The organism is Allocatelliglobosispora scoriae, assembly GCF_014204945.1.
GTDB classification, from domain to species: Bacteria; Actinomycetota; Actinomycetes; order Mycobacteriales; family Micromonosporaceae; genus Allocatelliglobosispora; species Allocatelliglobosispora scoriae.
Genome location: NZ_JACHMN010000002.1, coordinates 3,972,086 through 3,989,703 on the forward strand (window position 1 = coordinate 3,972,086; position 17,618 = coordinate 3,989,703).

At 69.2% G+C, this 17,618-nt stretch carries 15 protein-coding genes and 1 pseudogene; 9 read left to right on the forward strand and 7 right to left on the reverse strand.

What is annotated here, in order from left to right:
- Nucleotides 1-58: 58 nt before the first annotated feature.
- Nucleotides 59-1,240: an adenylyltransferase/sulfurtransferase MoeZ gene (moeZ, locus tag F4553_RS23695; RefSeq protein WP_184839384.1), complete on the forward strand. Its 1,182-nt coding sequence runs from the start codon at nt 59-61 to the stop codon at nt 1,238-1,240.
- Nucleotides 1,241-1,339: 99 nt separating this feature from the next.
- Here moeZ and F4553_RS23700 read toward each other — a convergent pair whose 3' ends face one another.
- Nucleotides 1,340-3,253 (reverse strand): fibronectin type III domain-containing protein, encoded by a 1,914-nt coding sequence (locus F4553_RS23700; protein WP_184839386.1) that lies wholly within the window; start codon nt 3,251-3,253, stop codon nt 1,340-1,342.
- Between the two features lie 166 nt (nt 3,254-3,419).
- Between F4553_RS23700 and F4553_RS23705 the strand changes: the two genes are divergently transcribed.
- A complete protein-coding gene (locus F4553_RS23705; RefSeq protein WP_184839388.1) occupies nt 3,420-4,247 on the forward strand; it encodes a prenyltransferase/squalene oxidase repeat-containing protein in 828 nt (275 codons plus the stop codon).
- On the opposite strand, the gene F4553_RS23710 is transcribed toward F4553_RS23705, so the two are convergent.
- On the reverse strand, nt 4,240-4,554 hold the full coding sequence (locus F4553_RS23710; protein WP_184839390.1) for an MGMT family protein: 315 nt from the start codon (nt 4,552-4,554) through the stop codon (nt 4,240-4,242). The two genes, F4553_RS23705 and F4553_RS23710, sit on opposite strands and share 8 nt — an antisense overlap.
- A gap of 11 nt (nt 4,555-4,565) precedes the next feature.
- Here F4553_RS23710 and proB point away from each other — a divergent pair, with 11 nt between their 5' ends.
- The 3 genes from proB (at nt 4,566) to F4553_RS23725 (ending at nt 9,130) form a co-directional block, all read left to right on the forward strand.
- Complete coding sequence (gene proB, locus F4553_RS23715; RefSeq protein ID WP_221469992.1) at nt 4,566-5,720, forward strand: glutamate 5-kinase; 1,155 nt, start codon at nt 4,566-4,568, stop codon at nt 5,718-5,720.
- Between the two features lie 149 nt (nt 5,721-5,869).
- Complete coding sequence (locus tag F4553_RS23720; protein ID WP_184839395.1) at nt 5,870-7,114, forward strand: glutamate-5-semialdehyde dehydrogenase; 1,245 nt, start codon at nt 5,870-5,872, stop codon at nt 7,112-7,114.
- A gap of 72 nt (nt 7,115-7,186) precedes the next feature.
- Nucleotides 7,187-9,130: a carboxypeptidase-like regulatory domain-containing protein gene (locus tag F4553_RS23725; RefSeq protein ID WP_184839397.1), complete on the forward strand. Its 1,944-nt coding sequence runs from the start codon at nt 7,187-7,189 to the stop codon at nt 9,128-9,130.
- A 92-nt stretch (nt 9,131-9,222) separates the two neighbouring features.
- On the opposite strand, the gene F4553_RS23730 is transcribed toward F4553_RS23725, so the two are convergent.
- Complete coding sequence (locus tag F4553_RS23730) at nt 9,223-10,638, reverse strand: gamma-glutamyltransferase (RefSeq protein ID WP_246466502.1); 1,416 nt, start codon at nt 10,636-10,638, stop codon at nt 9,223-9,225.
- 116 nt (nt 10,639-10,754) lie between these two features.
- On the opposite strand from F4553_RS23730, the gene F4553_RS23735 reads away from it, so the two are divergent.
- Entirely contained in the window at nt 10,755-12,116 is a 1,362-nt protein-coding gene (locus tag F4553_RS23735; RefSeq protein WP_184839399.1) for an MFS transporter, read from the forward strand.
- A gap of 13 nt (nt 12,117-12,129) precedes the next feature.
- On the forward strand, nt 12,130-12,942 hold the full coding sequence (locus tag F4553_RS23740; protein WP_184839401.1) for an alkaline phosphatase family protein: 813 nt from the start codon (nt 12,130-12,132) through the stop codon (nt 12,940-12,942).
- Between the two features lie 164 nt (nt 12,943-13,106).
- On the opposite strand, the gene nuoH is transcribed toward F4553_RS23740, so the two are convergent.
- The 3 genes from nuoH to F4553_RS23755 all read right to left on the reverse strand — a co-directional run bounded on the left by nuoH (nt 13,107) and on the right by F4553_RS23755 (nt 15,355).
- Nucleotides 13,107-14,069 carry an NADH-quinone oxidoreductase subunit NuoH gene (gene nuoH, locus F4553_RS23745; protein WP_184839403.1) on the reverse strand — a complete coding sequence of 321 codons (963 nt, stop codon included), beginning with the start codon at nt 14,067-14,069 and terminating at the stop codon, nt 13,107-13,109.
- 25 nt (nt 14,070-14,094) lie between these two features.
- The gene (locus tag F4553_RS23750; protein WP_184839405.1) at nt 14,095-14,676 is read right to left on the reverse strand and encodes a Uma2 family endonuclease; all 582 of its coding nucleotides are present in this window, start codon (nt 14,674-14,676) and stop codon (nt 14,095-14,097) included.
- Nucleotides 14,677-14,791: 115 nt separating this feature from the next.
- Nucleotides 14,792-15,355 carry an NADH-quinone oxidoreductase subunit C gene (locus tag F4553_RS23755; RefSeq protein WP_184839406.1) on the reverse strand — a complete coding sequence of 188 codons (564 nt, stop codon included), beginning with the start codon at nt 15,353-15,355 and terminating at the stop codon, nt 14,792-14,794.
- Between the two features lie 130 nt (nt 15,356-15,485).
- Between F4553_RS23755 and F4553_RS23760 the strand changes: the two genes are divergently transcribed.
- Together F4553_RS23760 and F4553_RS23765 are read left to right on the forward strand one after the other, a co-directional pair.
- Complete coding sequence (locus F4553_RS23760; protein ID WP_184839408.1) at nt 15,486-16,283, forward strand: hypothetical protein; 798 nt, start codon at nt 15,486-15,488, stop codon at nt 16,281-16,283.
- Nucleotides 16,284-16,320: 37 nt separating this feature from the next.
- Nucleotides 16,321-16,851, forward strand: coding sequence for a hypothetical protein (locus F4553_RS23765; protein WP_184839410.1), 531 nt, complete (start codon nt 16,321-16,323; stop codon nt 16,849-16,851).
- A gap of 207 nt (nt 16,852-17,058) precedes the next feature.
- Here the strand turns inward: F4553_RS23765 and F4553_RS23770 are convergent.
- Nucleotides 17,059-17,604 (reverse strand): annotated as a pseudogene (locus F4553_RS23770) (NADH-quinone oxidoreductase subunit B); the annotation flags it as partial.
- Nucleotides 17,605-17,618: the final 14 nt, after the last annotated feature.

The following is a 17,618-nucleotide window of genomic DNA, read 5'->3' on the forward strand; positions in this document are numbered from 1 at the left end:
CGAAAACCGGACGGGCGAGCGAGAATGGCGAAGTCATCTTCACAGGTAGGAGCAGGACGTGTCGTTGCCGCCGCTGGTCGAGCCAGCCGAGTCACTCTCGGTCGACGAGATCCGCCGCTACTCGCGCCACCTGATCATCCCGGACGTCGGGGTCGAGGGGCAGAAGCGGCTCAAGAACGCCAAGGTGCTGTGTGTGGGCGCCGGGGGGCTCGGTTCGCCGGCCCTGATGTATCTCGCCGCAGCCGGTGTCGGCACGCTCGGCATCGTCGAGTTCGACACGGTTGACGAGTCGAACCTCCAGCGGCAGATCATCCACGGTCAGTCCGACATCGGCCGCTCCAAGGCCGAGTCCGCAGCCAACTCGATCAGGGAGATCAATCCTTACGTCGACGTGGTCATCCACAACACCGCGATCGACCGGGAAAACGTCTTCGACATCTTCTCGCAGTACGACCTCATCGTCGACGGCACCGACAACTTCGCCACGCGCTACCTGGTGAACGACGCGGCCGTGCTGCTCGGAAAGCCCTACGTGTGGGGCTCCATCTACCGCTTCGACGGTCAGGCCAGCGTCTTCTGGTCGGAGCACGGCCCCTGCTACCGGTGCCTCTACCCCGAGCCGCCGCCGCCCGGGATGGTCCCCTCCTGCGCCGAGGGCGGTGTGCTCGGCGTGCTCTGCGCCAGCATCGGCTCGATCCAGGTGACCGAGGCGATCAAGCTGCTCACCGGCATCGGCGAGCCGCTCGTGGGCTCGCTCATCGTCTATGACGCGCTGGAGATGACCTACCGCAAGATCCGTGTTCGCAAGGACCCGGCCTGCGTGCTCTGCGGCGAGAACGCCACCCAGACGGCGCTGCTGGAGGATTACGACGACTTCTGCGGTGCCGTCTCCGACGAGGCCGCCGAAGCCGCCGCGGACTCGACGATCACGGCCGGCGAGCTCAAGGAGTGGCAGGACGCGGGCAAGGACATCTTCCTCGTCGACGTCCGCGAGCCCGCCGAGTTCGAGATCGTCCGCATCCCGGGCTCGACGCTGATCCCCAAGGGCGACATCATCAACGGCTCAGCCCTGGCGGGCCTGCCGCAGGACAAGCAGATCGTCCTGCACTGCAAGTCGGGCGTTCGTTCCGCAGAGGCCCTGGCGGCCCTCAAGGCGGCCGGCTTCAAGAACTCCGTCCACGTCCAGGGCGGCGTCATCGCCTGGATCCGCCAGGTGGACCCGTCGCTGCCGGCCTACTGACACCCAAAATTCGCGTTGATCAAGGGAAGACTCGCCGCATATCGGACACCCGAGATGGTGAGTCTTCCCTTGATCAACGGCAATTAGGGGGCTTACGGCTTACCCGACGAAGGTTTTGAACTTGTTGGTGAACGCCCAGGTGGACTGGCTGATCGACGAGCACGTCGGCGACACCGGGCCGCCGGGGCAGCCGCCGTTGTCGCGGCCGACGGACCAGAATCCCAGCGAGTTGATGTGGTTGGCGTTGGCCCAGGCGACCAGCTGATCGGCGTCGGCGAGGTCGAAGATCGGGCCGGTGTCGTTCTTGCCGATCATCGGGGTGACGCCGAGCATCGCCTTGCGCTGCGCGTCGGTCTTCTCCGGCCAGATCCCGGCCATCTGCTCCAGCGTCTTGGTGGCCGCGCCGATGACGGCGTCGCCCCAGTCCGGCGCCGACTGTGAGAAGTCCATCGTCATCGGGTTGACCGTGGTGACGTTGACGCCGTTGGCCTTGGCGTTCTTGAGCAGGTCGACGCCGAGTGAGTCGATCATGCCGTAGCTGTCGCTCACGATCATCAGGGTGAACGAGACCGTGGTGCCGGGCCGCTCGGCCTGCACCTTCGCGAGCGCCTTGTTCATCTGGTCGATGTTGATCGACGCCTCGATGTCGATGTCGAGATTGCGTACGCCGGTGGTGTCGATCACCTGCTCATAGGCTGCCGCGAGCGAGTTGACGCTGGTGCAGCTCGCTTCGAGGTAGGGCGAGACGGCTCCGCCGAACGCGATCTTCATGTCGCCGCCGGCCGCCTTCACGGCGTTGATGTCGTTGATGATGCGCGAGTCGTTCAGCGGGATCGTGGCACCCCACGCCGGTACGCAACCCGCCGCCGAACCCAGCGCGAACGCGATCGTGAAGTACTTCTGCCCCGTGGCGGCCATGATCGAAGCCATGCTGGGCGAGGTGAAGGTGATGTCGATGTAGGGCCACGCGTGCTTGCCCCCGGACGGGCAGCCCGTCGTCGTGCCGGTCGTCCCGGCGCTCTTCGCCGACTCACCGGTCGAGTTGTACGCGGCGACGGTGTAGGCGTGCCCGGTGCAGGCGGTGAGCCAGGTGATCGTGGCGGAGGTCCCGGTCACGGTGGCCCGGACGATCGACCCCTCGTAGACGCGGTACCCCGTGACCGTCCCCGAGGAGGCGCTCCAGGACAGGGTGATCGAGGTGTTGGTGACCGTGCCGACGGTCAGGTTGCCGGGCACGCCGGGCGCCCCGGTGCACCCGCTCGTCGTGGCCGTCACCCCGCCGCTCTTGCCGGATTCGCCGGTGGAGTTGTATGCCGCGACGGTGTAGGTGTGCCCGGTGCAGGCGCTGAGTCCGCTGATCGTGGTCGATGTCCCGGTCACGGTGGCCCGGACGGTCGTGCCCTCGTAGACGCGGTAGCCCGTGACGGTGCCGGACGAGGCACCCCAGGACAGGGCGATCGAGGTGTTGGTGATCGTGCCGGCGCTCGGATTGCCGGGGATGCCGGGGACTCCGGTGCCGCCGGGGCCGTCGACACTCACGTCGTCGGCGTTGTAGGCGGGCTGCCCGTACCAACCGTTGAGGTAGACCTGGAGCGACGTCTGGCCGGCGGCGGTGGTGTGGGTGAGCGTGAGCTGGACCCAGGCCGACGCCGCGCCCGGGTTCCAGGTGGAGTTGCCGCCGGTGATGCCGAGGTAGACGTAGCCGCCGCCCCCGCGTACCCAGGCGGTGATCGTGTAGGTCGTGCTCGGCACGACCGCGACCGTCTGGATGCACTTGGCGTTGTCGCCCGCGGTGACGGCGCCCTGCAGTGCCCTGGTGCCGCTGTGGACGGGGGTGGAGACGACGGAGCCGAGGGCTGCGCTGCAGGTCCAGGGGGAGAGCGTGCCGGTTTCGAAGCCGGGGTTGGCGAGCAGGTTCGCCGCCTGGGCGGGTGGGGCGATCAGCAGCACCGCGGCAAGCGCGGTGACGAGCGTGCTTCCCAGCGCCAGGAGGGCGCGTGTTCTGCCTTGCATGGTTCCTCCACTGCGAAGGTGAACATCGATCGACGGGGCATCGACAATGATATTTATTATTAGGAGTATTAACTGTTAAAGTCCATAGCGTGGCCACGAATGTTGGATCCTTGATCAAACACATGGCCAGTTATGGGAAGTGGGCCCGCGCCGGTAGCCTTACCCCGTGATCGACACCGACGCCGCGATTGGGTTCGTAGTGGCTAAGGGTGACCCCATAGACCGGGCTCGCCTGGCCCATCTTCGTACCGGAGCGACTGCCTCAGAAGAAATCCTGACCAGCGTCGAGGCAGGTCAGTCCCGGGACGGCGGATGGCCGGCCGTCATCGGCGGTGACGTGGCATCGATCGACGCCACCTGCTTCCGGCTGGCCGAGCTCGACGACCTGGGGGGCCTGGCCCGCCCGGCCGCGCGTCGCGCGCTCGACTGGCTCGCGTCCCGCCAGGGCTCCGACGGCACCTGGGACGAGCACCCCTCGCTCGCCGACGTCGCCCCGCCGTGGGCGCAGCCCGGCGATCCCGAGGCGCGCCTCTTCGTCACCGCCAACGCCGCGTTCTGGCTGCTCGTCGCCGGTCGCGAAGCCCGTGCCTCCGGCCCGCTCGACGACCGTCCGGGCGGCGCCTATGCCGGGATGGCCCACGCCGCGGCGGAGGCGCTGCGCTCGCAGGTCGGTTACGACGGCTCGCTGCCGACCTTCCTCGTCGCCCAGTGGCTCGCCGGAGCGGTGCTCTACCGCCAGGAGATGTATTACGAATCGGCGCGCATCCAGATGCGGCTCACCGATCGCATGCCGGAGTTCACCGCGGCCGACACCGCGTGGCTCGCGGCCTCGATGCGGCGGGTCGGCGTCCCGGCGGAGGACTCCCTGATGGTCGCAGCCCTGCGCCGGCTGGCACAGACCCAGCGCAGTGACGGCGGCTTCGAGAGCGACGACGGCCCGAAATTCGACGTCCACACCACGCTCACCGCGATCCGGGCAGTGCTCGCTAGGTAGTGCCCGGCCACCAGGACGCTTCGGTCATGATCACGCGGCCGCTGCGGGCCAGCGGTGTGCCCTCGGCACGCAGCAGCTCCGTCGCGCGACCCTCGTGACCCGGGGGCAGCCGGCCGCCGCCGGCGACGACGCGGTGCCACGGGACCGCCGCGCCGTGGCGGGCCATGATCGTGCCGACCTGGCGCGGCGAGCAGCGTCCGGAAGCCTCGGCGAGGAATTCGGCGATCGCGCCGTAGGACATGACCCGGCCGGGCGGGATGCGCTCGACCACCTCTAACACGGCCTCGACATACTCATCGGGTGTCACGGAACCACACTATGGGAACCGTGCGTCAGGAACAGATTCGCGCAGGTCACAATGGGCAGGTGCGACAGCAGGTAACCGCAGCCCGGCGGATCGTGGTCAAGGTCGGTTCGTCGTCGCTCACCACCGCCGAGGGCGGCCTGGACGCGGCACGGGTGGCCGCGCTCGTCTCCGCGCTCGCGGGCACCGGGGGGCGGGAGATAGTCCTCGTCTCGTCGGGCGCCATCGCGGCCGGACTCGCCCCGCTGGGGCTGGCGAAGCGACCGCGCGACCTCGCCACCCAGCAGGCCGCCGCGAGTGTCGGCCAGGGCCGCCTGATGCACGCATACACCGAGGAGTTCGGGCGCCATGCCCGTACGGTCGGGCAGGTGCTGCTGACCGTCGACGACGTCACCCGGCGCGCCCACTACCGCAACGCCTACCGCACCCTGCGCCGCCTGCTCGACCTCGACGTCGTGCCGATCGTCAACGAAAACGACACCGTCGCGACGCAGGAGATCCGGTTCGGCGACAACGACCGGCTCGCCGCGCTCGTCGCCGCGCTCGTCGAGGCGGACCTGCTGGTGCTTCTCTCCGATGTGGACGCTCTTTACACCGGCAACCCGGCCGACCCGGGCTCGCGCAAGATAGAGCTGGTCAGCGGCCCGGCCGACCTCGACGGGATCGCGATCAGCACCCCCGGCAAGGCGGGGCTCGGCACCGGCGGCATGGTCACCAAGGTCGAGGCGGCCAGGATCGCCACCGGCGCCGGGATCAACGTCGTGCTCACCGCCGCGCCGCTCGCCGCCGCCGCCCTCGCGGGCGAGCCGGTCGGCACCCTCTTCACCGCCTCGGCGACCCGCCCGTCGGCCCGGCTGCACTGGCTCGCCCACGCCACGGCGGCCCGCGGCCGGCTGCACCTCGACGCGGGCGCGGTCCAGGCGGTCGTCGAGCGCCAGGCGAGCCTCCTGCCGGCCGGGATCACGTCGGTCGACGGTGCTTTCACCGCAGGCGACCCGGTCGACCTGGTCGGCCCCACCGGCGTGGCGATCGCGAGGGGCCTGGTCGCCTACGACGCGAGGGAACTGCCACCCCTCCTGGGCCGGTCGACGTCGGAGCTCGCGGCAACGCTGGGCCCGTCCTACGACAGGGAGATCGTCCACAGAGACGACCTGGTCCTCCTCCACTAACCGCCCGCCCCGCCCCCACCCCCACCCCGCCCCCACCCCCACCCCGAAATTCGCGTTGATCAAGGGAAGACTCGCCGCGAATCGGACACCCCGGATGGCGAGTCTTCCCTTGATCAACGCGAATTTTGACGACTGAAAGGCTGCAGCGGATGAGTGTTGTGGAGGAGCAGGCTCGGGCTGCTCGGGTTGCGGGGCGGGTGCTGGCCACCGTCTCGCGTGCCGTGAAGGACGACGCGCTGGTCGCGATGGCGGACGCGCTGCTGCACCGGAGTGCGGAGATCCTCACCGCCAACGCGGTCGATGTCGCGGCGGCACGGGCATCCGGCACTGCGGAGTCCACCGTCGACCGGCTCACCCTCACCGAGGCGCGCGTCGCCGCGATCGCCGACGCGCTGCGGCAGATGGCCGCGCTGCCGGATCCGGTCGGCGAGGTCGTGCGCGGCTCGACCCTCCCCAACGGACTCCAGTTGCGGCAGGTCAGGGTGCCGTTCGGCGTCGTCGGCATCATCTATGAGGCGCGCCCCAACGTCACCGCCGACGCGGCCGGGATCGCGCTCAAGTCCGGCAACGCCGTACTCCTGCGGGGATCTTCTTCTGCCGCGCAGAGCAACGCGGCGATCGTGGCCGCGCTGCGCGAAGCCGTCGCCAAGGTCGGCCTGCCCGCCGACGCGATCCAGCTCGTCGACCCGAGCACCCGCGAGACCGTCCGCGACCTGATGCGGGCGCGCGGCCTCGTCGACGTGCTGATCCCGCGCGGTGGTGCGGCCCTCATCAACGCGGTCGTCACCGAGTCGATCGTCCCGGTGATCGAGACCGGCATCGGCAACTGCCACATCTACGTCGATGCGAGCGCCGATCTCGACATGGCGCTCGACATCCTGATCAACGCCAAGACCTCCCGCCCGTCGGTCTGCAACGCCGCCGAGTCGCTGCTCGTGCACGCCGCCGTCGCCGACGAGTTCCTGCCGCGCGCGCTCGGCGCGCTCGCGGCGGCGGGCGTCACGGTCCACGGCGACCCGGCCGTCGCCGCGCACTCCAGCGCGGTCATCCCGGCCACCGACGACGATTACGGCACGGAATACCTGGCCCTGGAGCTGAGCGCGGCCGTCGTCGCGTCGCTCGACGACGCGATCACCCATATCAATCGGTTTGGTACGGGGCACAGCGAAGCCATCATCACCGGCTCCCTGTCGGCGTCGACCAGATTCGTCGCGCAGGTCGACGCGGCGGCGGTCCTCGTCAACGCGTCGACCCGGTTCGTCGACGGCGGCGAGTTCGGCTTCGGTGCCGAGATCGGCATCTCGACGCAGAAGCTGCACGCCCGCGGCCCGATGGGGCTGCCAGAGCTGACGAGCACGAAGTACGTCATCACCGGGGATGGCCAGATCCGCTGATCCGCCGATGCGGGCAACCGGTGATCGTGAATAGTCTTCCCGCGTCGGCTCGTCTGCCCCGGGGAGATCATCGTGCGTGGTGGCACTGCGTTGGCCAGCGTGGTGGGTGTGCTCGCGGCCCTGCTCGTCGCCGCACCCGCGTCGGCTGCGACCACCATCACCGGCGACGTGACGGCGCGGGACGGGGGCGCACCGATCGTCGGTGCCGTCGTCGAGGCGATCACCGGGGAGTCCGATGTGGTCAAGTCGGCGACCACCGACGCGACCGGCCACTACCAGCTGATCCAGATCCCCACGTCGGGCACCTTCCGCCTGCGTTTTCGGGCGGCGGGCTTCGCCGAACTCTGGTCCGCCAACGCACCCGACTGGCGTAACGCCGCCCGCTACTCGGGGACGGTGCAGCAGTTCGTGAACGCCGCTCTCTACCAGGGGGCGGGCACGATCCGGGGCACGATCACCGACTTCACCGGACAGCCGCTCGCCGGCGCGACGATCCTCGTGCAGCGGAAAGACACCTCCTGGCGCGCCTACACCAGGACCGATGCGACCGGCGGCTACACGCAGGGCAACGTCCCGCCGGGCGAGTATTCGGTCAAGATCTACGCAGCCCGCCACGCCGTGCAGTACGTCCCGGCGCAGGCGCTGCCCTCGTTCTTCACCGTCGCCGATGCCGCCGAGGTCGTCGCCGACGACACGATGCTGCCCAACGGCGGGCTGGACCTCGCCATTCAGCACCCGACGACGGGCGCCCCGGTCGCCGATGCCTGCATCACCGTCACCGGGACGATCCCCGTCTTCGTGGTCTCGGGGGAGTTCCCGCCGCCCAGCACGGTCACCGGCACGGTCTGCGCGCGGGCCGACGGGCACTACCGCTTCGACGACCTGCCGCCGGTCGAGTACACGGTGACGATGACCGGGAGCCGGACCTACTGGCCCTTCACCGCGGCGAAGGTGACCCCGGCTCGCGGGGCGCCGACGGCGGCGACGATCACGGCTGCTCCGGCGGCGTCCGTACGGTTGCGGATCAGCGCGGCACAGTCCGGCGTCCCGGTGCCCACGACCTGCGTCCAGTTCGTGCCGCTCCCGTTCCGGACCGGTGAGAGCGGCATCTTCTGCAACCTCGACCCGGCCGGTGCGCCGCAGGCGGAGCTGATCATCGGTCCGCTTCAGAACGTGGACGCCAACCTCTTCGTCGCCCCCGCTCCGGGCAGCGGGCTCGGTGCGCAGTGGCTCAGCCCGATCGGCGGCACCGGTGACCAGCGGCTGGCTGCGGCGCTCAAGGTGGGCAGCACCGGCGTGACCGCGGATGTCCCGGCGATCGTGCTCGACCCGGCCGGGGAGATCAAGGGTCGGATGACCGGCTTCGACGGCGCCGACCCGATCGGCTGTGCCTTCCCGGTCGGCATGGGGTTGTCGGAGAACGGCAAGACGGGGCTGCCGGGCCATACCTACGGCTGCGACACGCTGGGCACCTACACGATCGCCGGGCTCGGCCCCTACCGCTGGCCGATCCAGTTCGTGCCGGGCAACCCGGTCTGGGGGCAGACCTACTCGCCGATCTGGTCGGGCCGGGCCAACAACCGCTTCGCCGCCAGCCACATCAAGGTCACCGCCGGTGCGTCCGTGACTGTCGACGCGGTCTTCCCCGCGCAGAAGTCGGTCTGGGTGGTCGGCACCGACGACTACACCACGTCGATGGCGCTCTACGACGCGTACACCGGGGATCCGGTCCTGGCCGGAGGCTTCAACGGCAGCATCAGCTATCGGCGGGACGCCTTCGTCGGCGCGACCAACCTGATCCTCTATCGCGACGGCAAGGGCACCTGCTGGATGCAGCGGCCGGTGACGGTGGGCAGGCGGTCGACGCTGGAGCCCTACTTCGCCACCGGCATCACGCAGTACCTCCGCTACGCCGACTGCCGGTCGACCCCGCCCCCGCTGCGCAAGATGATCCTCCAGCGCCGCGGGTCGACCGCCCCGTTCTCGATCCCCCAGATCATCGCCCGCCGCAGCTAGCCTCCGTCACGTTTTGCAGCAAAGCGTGGCCATTTCGCTGCGCGAGGCCACGCTTTGCTGCAAAACGTGACGGGGACAGGGCGTGACGAGCGCTAGGGGAGGGTTTGGGACACGCCGTGGCGGCGGGGGTCGGCCGCCGCGCCGGAGGTGCCGACCGCGCTCACCGCGCCGAAGTAGTGGTTGCTCGTCGACCACCGGTTGACGGCGAAACCCCGCTCGACCAGCACATCGGCGGACTCGTCCGGGTAGCCGAGCTCCAGGTGCACCACGTCGTCGGCCACGTGCAGGCGCGGCGCGTCGATGGCGTCGGTGAGGTCGAGGTCCTCGTCGACGACGCCGAGCACCGTCGAGACGAGCGCCGACCGGATGCGCGACGCACCGGCGGAGCCCACGGCGAGCTCGATCCGCTCGTCGGCCCCGATCACGACGAGCGGGCACATCATCGAGCCGACCCGGTCACCCGGGCGGAGCTGCGGCGTCATCAGCTCGCCCTCGCCGAGCATCGAGTTGAGGTGCAGGCCCATCCCGGGCACCCAGACACCGGAGCCCAGTCCGAGCGTGTGCGTCACGACGCAGGCGTTGCCCTCGGCGTCCACCACCGACACGTTCGTCGTCTCGCCGAGGCCTTCGCGCGGGGGTTTCGGCTGGTGGGCGTACCGCTGAAGGATCTCGGCGAGCTCGACGGCCCGGACGGCACCGCGGCCGAGACCGGCGGCGAGGCCGCGGAAGGTTCTGAGGGTGTTGTTGAGGTCGTCGCGGCCCGCGATCGTGCGGCCCGCGAGGCGCGCGACGCCGACGGGGGTGGTGATCACGCGGTAGGCGGCGAGGTCGGAGTGGTCGAGTACGCCGCCGTCGGCCCGGACCGAAGCCACCATCTCGTCGGCGATCCGGCCGGAGTAGAACGGCTCGTCGGCCGCCATCCGGGCGAACGTCTCGGCGAGCCCGGCGTGGAAGATGCACTCGCCGGTGCGGAGCAGGCGGCCGGTCGGCGCGTACGCCGAGGCGCCCTCCGAACGCAGCATCGCGGTCGCGATCGACTCGAGCGGACCGAGCAGCCCTTCGGTGAGCGGCACCCCCTCCCGCGCCAACGCGTAGGCCGGCTCGACCAGCGTCGACCAGGGCAGACGGCCGAAGCGTCGGCTCAGCTCCCGGCAGCCGGCGGGGATGCCGGGGACCGCGACGGAGGCACCGCCGACCGCGTAGGAAATTGGCACATCCCCGAATCGGACATCGACGGGAACCATCGGGCCGGGCGTGCCGCCCTCGATGCCCGGGACCGCGCAGAAGAAGTCCAGAACCGTCACCTCGCCGGTCCGCGCGCTGAAGACCGTGGCGAAGCCGCCGCCGCCGAGTCCGCAGGCCACGGTCTCGGCGGCGCACGCGGCGAGGGTGGCGGCGACCGCCGCATCGACGGCGTTGCCGCCCGCCGATAGGATCTGCGCGCCTGCCTCGACGGTGGCCGAGTGGCCGCCCGCGATCCCGGCCGGAACCGGCCGCCGATTCATCATGGCGCATAAGGTATCAGGTGGTTCATCCCGCTTTGGGAATCACGATGGTCGCTGGATGTCACCTGTTCACTACCACCGTTCACGTGAGTACTTCTCGCTCACGTAGCATCCGGCCCATGACAACCGGTGTGGAGGCGCCCAGCACAGCGGGCCAGCCCCTCTCGACCACCGTGCGAGTCGGCTACTCCCTCGGCTCGCTGGTCACCGGTGCCTTCGGCACGGTGCCCGGGCTGTTGCTGCTGCCCTACCTCACCGACAACCTCGGTGTGGCTGCGGGCGCGGCCGGTCTGCTGGTGCTGCTGCCCAAGGCGTGGGACGTCGTGGTCAACCCGCTCGCGGGTCGGATCTCCGATCGCACGCACACGCGCTGGGGTGCCCGCCGGCCCTACCTGATCTTCGGCGGGGTCTCGCTCGCCGTGCTCTTCGCGCTCATGTTCGCCGCACCCTTCGGTGCCGAACCAGGCATCTCCGCCGCCTACGTCGCCGTGGTCTTTCTCTTCACCGCGACGGCGTTCGCGTTCTTCCAGGTGCCCTACGTCTCCATGCCCGCGGAGATGACCGACGACTACGCCGAGCGTACGCGGATGATGACCTGGCGGGTCGCGCTGCTGGCGACGGCGATCCTCGTCTCCGGCGCGGGCGCCCCCTGGATCGTGGACGCGACCGGCGGCGGCATCGCCGGGCACCGCTGGATGGGCGTCTTCGTGGCGTCCCTGATGATCCTCGGCTGCGTCACCGTCTTCGTGGTCACGGCGAAGGCGCCGCTCGGCTCGGTCACCGCGAGCGAGCCGACCCTGCGCGGCCAGCTCCGGATCGTCGCCGCCAACCGGCCCTTCCGGGTGCTCGTCGCCTGCTTCGTCGCCCAGGCCGCCGGGGTCTCCTGCATGCTCGCCGGGGTCAACTACTTCGCCGACCACGTGCTGCACGATCACAGCGCGCGGACGCTGCTCTTCCTCTTCGCGGTCTCGCCCGCGCTGGTCGTGATGCCGCTCTGGCGGCGGATCGGCGACAAGGTCGGCAAGCTGCGCGGCTATGTCATCGCGTCGGTCACCCTCACCGCCGCCACGCTGATCCTGGTCGTCTCGCCCTTCGTGCCGACGTGGCTGGTCTACGCGTTCATCGCGATCATGGGCATCGGGTACGCCGGCCAGCAGCTCTTCGGCCTCGCGATGCTGCCCGACTGCATCGCCCTCGACACGGCCCGGACGGGCAAGCGGCAGGCGGGCGTCTTCACCGGCGTCTGGACGGCGGGGGAGACGCTGGGCCTCGCCCTCGGGCCGGGCATCTTCGGCGCGGTGCTGCAGATGTTCGACTACTCGTCGTCGACGACGGGGACCCCGGCACCGCAATCGGCTCTCGCGGAGCAGGGGGTGCTGCTCGGCTTCACCCTGGTGCCCGCGGTCATCGTGGGCCTGGCGCTGGTGTTCCTCCGCAACTACAGCAAGGACCTGCCGTCTCCGGCGGAGCAGCCGCAGTAACGGGTGGTGATGCATGCAGCATGTCGTCGTGTTCGGCGTGGACGGTGTCCGGTGGGACACGCTCCACGAGGTCGCCACCCCCACCTTCGATGCGATCGCCGCAGCCGGATTCCTCAGCCGCTTCGAGGTGAGCGCCGAGGCGCCCACGCTCTCCGGTCCGACCTGGTCGACGATCGCCACCGGTGTGTGGCCCAGCGCCCACGGCGTGCGGGACAACCACTTCGTCGGCCACCGGCTCGCCGACCACCCCGACTTCCTGACGCTGGTCAGCCGGGCGGGCCACCGCACCTACGCCGCCGCCGCGTGGCCGCCGCTCGTCACCATCGTCGACAACGGCCCGGTCTTCCGCGCGCCGACCCGGCTCAGCTATGCCGACGGCGACGCATACGGTTGGGGCGCCGCGGACCAGTTGCTTGCCGACGATGCCGCTGCCGCGCTGGGTGCCGGAGACTTCGCCGCGGCCTTCGTCTACCTCGGCAACCCCGACGAGACCGCCCATGACGAGGGCACCGGCGAGCCCTACCGAGCCGCGATCGAGGCGGCCGATCGCCAGGTGGGCGAGGTGCTCGCCGCGATCCGGGCCCGTCCGACCTACGCCGCCGAGCAGTGGACGGTCATCGTCGTCACCGATCACGGGCACCGGGACGGCGGCGGCCACGGCGAGCGCAGCGAGTGGGAGCGGACCGCGTGGATCGCGGCGAGCGGTCCCGGCGTACCGTCCGGGCAGATCAGCGCCTGCCACGCGGACGTCGCGCCGAGCGTGCTCGCCGCGCTCGGCGTTCACCACGACCACCTTCCGGGTACGCCGTTCGCCGCGCTCGGGTAGCGCCTGGCGCGGGGTTGGGCGAGGCATGATCGTGCAGGTTCCCGGAAGGTGGCCCTATCTCGGCTGGTTGAGGGCGTTGTCTCCGACAAACAACGCGATCAACCGGAGCTGGAGTGGGCGTTGAGGAGCAACTCTTCAAGATTTGCGGCGATCTTGGCGCGGGATCAGTTCAGCGCCAGGCGGACGCCGACCGTGAGGACGAGCTGCGCCAGGGCCAGCGGGACCAGGATCTGCCAGCAGAGCCGCTGAAGCTGGTCCTCGCGCAGCCGGGGATAGGCGACCCGCAGCCAGATCACGAGGAACGCCACGGCATAGGTCTTGAGCAGCATCCAGAGCCAGCCGAGCGCATCGGCGTTCGGGCCGTGCCAGCCGCCGAGGAAGAGCACGGCGGTCAGCGCCGAGATCACCACGATCCCGGCGAACTCGGCGAGCAGGTAGAACGCGAACCGCAGCCCCGTGTACTCGGTCATGAAGCCGAAGACGAGCTCGGAGTCGGCGATCGGCATGTCGAAGGGCGGCCGACGGATCTCGGCGATCGCCGCGATGAAGAAGATCACCATCGCCGGTGCCTGCCAGATCAGCCACCACGGCTGCCACTTCTCGACGATCACCTGCAGTGAGAGCGAGCCGGCCGCCATCGCCACGCTCGCCGCCGAGAGGACCAACGGCAGCTCGTACGCCATCAGCTGCGCCGCACCCCGCAACCCGCCGAGCAGGGAGTACTTGTTGGCCGAAGCCCAGGCCGACATGAGCACCGCGATGACACCGATGCCGAGCACCGCGAGCGCGAAGACGAGTCCGACGTCGAGCGACTGTGCGACGAGGTCACCGGGGCCGAGCGGGATGACGAGCAGCACCAGCATGTAGGGGAGCAGCGCCACCATCGGTGCGAGCCGGAACACCGGACCGTCGGCGGCACGCGGGGTCACGTCTTCCTTCTGCACGAACTTGATGCCGTCGGCGACGAGCTGCGCCCAGCCGTGGAAGCCACCGGCGTACATGGGGCCCATGCGAGCCTGCATGTGTGCCATGACCTTGTGCTCCGTCTGCCCGACGAGGAGCGGCAGAGTCAGGAACGCGACCACCACCCCGCCGACTCGCAGCAGCAACTCCACCCACGTCGCCATGCCTGGCAGCATACGGAGTGGCTGGTTAGGGCAGCAGCGTGGCGGGGTCGATCTCGACGGTACGCAGTGGATCGGTGAGGGTGAGGCGCTCACCGTCACCCGCCCGCGACACCTCGACGTAATAGCCGTCGACCAATTGCAAGAGCTGCAGGTGGAGGCCCTTCATCGTCCGTTCGGCAATGATGTAGAGCGGGATTCCAGCCTTGGCGTAGAGCTGGAGTTTCGTGACCCGGTCGTGCGCCGCATTGCTCGGAGAGACGATCTCGGCGACGAGTACGACCTGCTCGGGTTCGAAGTAGAGCTTGTCGTAATCGTCCAGAACGATAACGACATCGGGGATGACGATGGCGCCTGGCCTCAGCCGAACATTGACAGCTTCGAGAATGAACTGGCCTGGGTGAACGGCATCCCGGAGAGCATTGGCCAGGCCTAACGATGCCATCTGATGGAAGCCGGTTGCTGAAGGGGGCACGATCAAGGTCCCATCGAGGAGTTCGAAGCGTTCGGGGGTTTCACCCAGCGCCCAGAAGTCCTCCTCGGTTACCCAGCCGACCCGGCCAGCGGGTGCTGCGGTCATCTCGACCACCTCCGAATCGTCTTCGCTCACGCGCTCAGTCTCGCATGAGGCTGGACCTTCGTTGGAGTTATTGCAAGCGAGTGAATCCAGGTAGTTTCTGTAACTAGCAACGAAGCCATATGGTTGCCGCGTTGGGCATTGGTCGTCAGCTCTGCGGGCCCCACTCGCCCGGGGCGGGGACGCCGGGCGGGCGGACCGCCTGACGCTTGCTGCCCGACTCGGACTCGCCGGGCTCCTTCGCGCCGGGCCAGGGCTTCGCGACCCGAGTGGCCAGCACGAACTCCTTGCGCAGCGGGTGCCCCTCGAACTCCGGCGGCAGCAGCAGCGGCGGCAGCCCACCGGGGAACCCGATGCCGAACATCTCGTGGGTCTCCCGCTCGTGCCAGGCGGCGCCCGGGTAGACATCCACGATCGAGGCGAGCGTCGCGGCGTCCCGGGGGATGCGGGTCCGCAGCAGCACCCCGAACCTGGCCCGGATCGACCAGAGGTGCGTGATGATCGAGAAGCCCTCGTCGAGCTCGTCGACGGCGGAGAGCCAGTCGAAGAAGTCACAGCCGAGCTCGGCGTCGTCCCGGACGGCACGCACGGCGGCCACCCACTTCTCCGGCGCCACGTCGACGACCGGGCGAGCGAAGGCGCCACCGCCGCTGACGGAGGCAGTGCCCCCCACCAGCTCCGCGATGCGTGATCCGATCTCCTCCTGCGCCATGGGGAGATCTTAGACGCCAGGCGACCCGCCTATGAGTCGCCGGTGACAGCGAGCTACAAAACGATGCGGCCCGGCGAGTGCCGATGCGAAGGCTACCGATCTCTCGATTGCTCACCTATGCTTTGTAGTTATGAGGACACCCCGCAAGGCCGACCTCATCACGGTCGCGGTCTCCGTCCTGTTCGCCGCTGTCGGACTGGCCGTGTCTCCGAGTCCGGCGCATGCCGCCCCGAGCTGCGCACCCTCCAATCCCACCGGCAGCTATTTCGACGGCTTCTGGCACAACAACGCTGCCTATCCGCAGTACAACTGGGAAGGCGCGTCGGCCTATATCAAGGTTTGGTATCCGGGGACTTGTTCCGGTGGATTCAGGCCTTGGACGAATGCGTGGGTCATGATCGCGCCCAGTAGCACTCAGTCCGGAGGGGTCGGACATGCGCAGGCGGGCTACGTGCGCGACGTTCTCCCGAATGGGACCGAGCAGTTCGTGACGTTCGGTGAATTCGCGAACGACGCCAACGGCGACGGCGTCATCAACACGTCCAGTCCCAGTGAGTGGACACGAATCTATTGGCAGAATGCCGTCTCGGGTACGGCGCCCGCTTACAGAGTGCTGTGGAACGCATCCACCGGTAGGCTCAATGCCAGCTACAACGGCACCGTATTCGCGACGAGCCAGTTCAACCCGTACAACTCTGCATGGCGGCAGCCGTTCTCACCACAGTTCATGGGTGAGACGAAATATCAGACTGGCAACATGCCCGGTGTCACCGGAGCTCGAGTGAACTTCACGGCACTGGGCGCGCAGCGCGCCTCCGACCACGCATTGGTGAGCATGTCGTGCAGCATGTCCGCATCGAATCAGAATACGACTCTGTGGGGACTGCAGGCCTCCAGCTGTACCGCGTTCGACATCTGGCAGAAGTGAGACCGACGTGAGAAGACCGCTCCTGAGGATCGCGCCGTTGACGCTGCTCGCGGCCGGGTTGCTGCTCGCTCCGGCTGCGGGCGTGACCGCTGGCGGCAACATCACCACCTATCGAGCCCCGACACGTTTCACACCCGGCTGGAGCCAGGCCGACATTCCACACGAGATCAGCTACCTCGACGGAGAGGTTCACTCTGCTCCGGCGAGCACATCCATACGCCCGGCGATCGACGCGCTGGCCGCCGCGCGGCGAGTGGACGCACAGTTCAGCGGACACAGCTACGAGCAGGGGGCGGAAGTCGCGCTACGAATCGTCTGGTTCGAGAAGGAGTTCCTGGCCCAGCTACCGGCCGCGTCGTCCCAGATTCAGCCGGGTGAACGGCGGCTGCTGTATGTCGTTCTGCAACACGATCACATCCCCGGCGGAGGCGGACGGTTCGTCGCGAACCAGGCATCCCTGCCGCCCCGGCCTCCCCAGCCGTCCTGCGGCGTGCTCAGCTTCGTCGATGCGAGCACCGGTGAACTGGTCTTCTATGGAAGTCCGGTCGTCTGCGGTCGCCCAGGCTAGCTCCAGGACCGGGCTGACCTGTCAATCCGGCTGCTCTTCCTCGGCCTGAGGGTGGCGGTAGATCGGCTTCGCCATCGGCAGCGGCGCGTCGAAGGGCGAGTCGGCCCCGGCGTGCTCGGCGGCGGCCTCCCGCACCGGCAGCAGCCCATCGGCGTTGAGCTCGGGAGCGACGGGCACCTGGTGGTGCGTACCCCAGTCGATGTCCTGGGGCGCTGCGGCCCGGGGGCGCGCTGCGGCCGGGGGCGCGACGAGCGGCGCGGTGAGCGCGAGCGGGTCGGGCCGGGACACTCCGCCGAGGCCGGACTGCTCGGCCGCGATCTTCTCCTGGAGCTTCAGGATCGCGTGGAGCAGCGCCTCGGGGCGCGGCGGGCACCCGGGAACGTAGACGTCGACCGGGATGATCTGGTCGACGCCCTTCGTCACCGAGTAGCTGTCCCAGTAGGGACCGCCGCAGTTGGAGCAGGCACCGAACGAGATCACGTATTTGGGCTCGGGCATCTGGTCGTAGAGCCGCTTGATCGCGGGCGCCATCTTGTCGGTGACCGTGCCGCTGACCACCATCAGGTCGGCCTGGCGCGGACCGTGGGCGAACGGGATGACCCCGAGCCGCATGAAGTCGTGCCTGCCCATGCTCGTCGCGATGAACTCGATGGCGCAGCAGGCGAGGCCGAAGTTGAAGACCCACAGCGAGTAGCGCCGACCCCAGTTCAGCACGAACCTGATCGGCTCTCCGAGCACCGCCGGCAAGGCCATCATGCGGTCACCCT

Excerpts from the sequence above, each read along its gene's own strand:
- F4553_RS23700 (WP_184839386.1), bottom strand. The coding sequence starts at position 3,253 with ATGCAAGGCAGAACACGCGCCCTCCTGGCGCTGGGAAGCACGCTCGTC.
- nuoH (WP_184839403.1), bottom strand. The coding sequence starts at position 14,069 with ATGGCGACGTGGGTGGAGTTGCTGCTGCGAGTCGGCGGGGTGGTGGTC.
- F4553_RS23740 (WP_184839401.1), top strand. The coding sequence starts at position 12,130 with ATGCAGCATGTCGTCGTGTTCGGCGTGGACGGTGTCCGGTGGGACACG.
- F4553_RS23730 (WP_246466502.1), bottom strand. The coding sequence starts at position 10,638 with ATGATGAATCGGCGGCCGGTTCCGGCCGGGATCGCGGGCGGCCACTCG.
- F4553_RS23760 (WP_184839408.1), top strand. The coding sequence starts at position 15,486 with ATGAGGACACCCCGCAAGGCCGACCTCATCACGGTCGCGGTCTCCGTC.
- F4553_RS23755 (WP_184839406.1), bottom strand. The coding sequence starts at position 15,355 with ATGGCGCAGGAGGAGATCGGATCACGCATCGCGGAGCTGGTGGGGGGC.
- proB (WP_221469992.1), top strand. The coding sequence starts at position 4,566 with ATGGGAACCGTGCGTCAGGAACAGATTCGCGCAGGTCACAATGGGCAG.
- F4553_RS23720 (WP_184839395.1), top strand. The coding sequence starts at position 5,870 with ATGAGTGTTGTGGAGGAGCAGGCTCGGGCTGCTCGGGTTGCGGGGCGG.
- F4553_RS23735 (WP_184839399.1), top strand. The coding sequence starts at position 10,755 with ATGACAACCGGTGTGGAGGCGCCCAGCACAGCGGGCCAGCCCCTCTCG.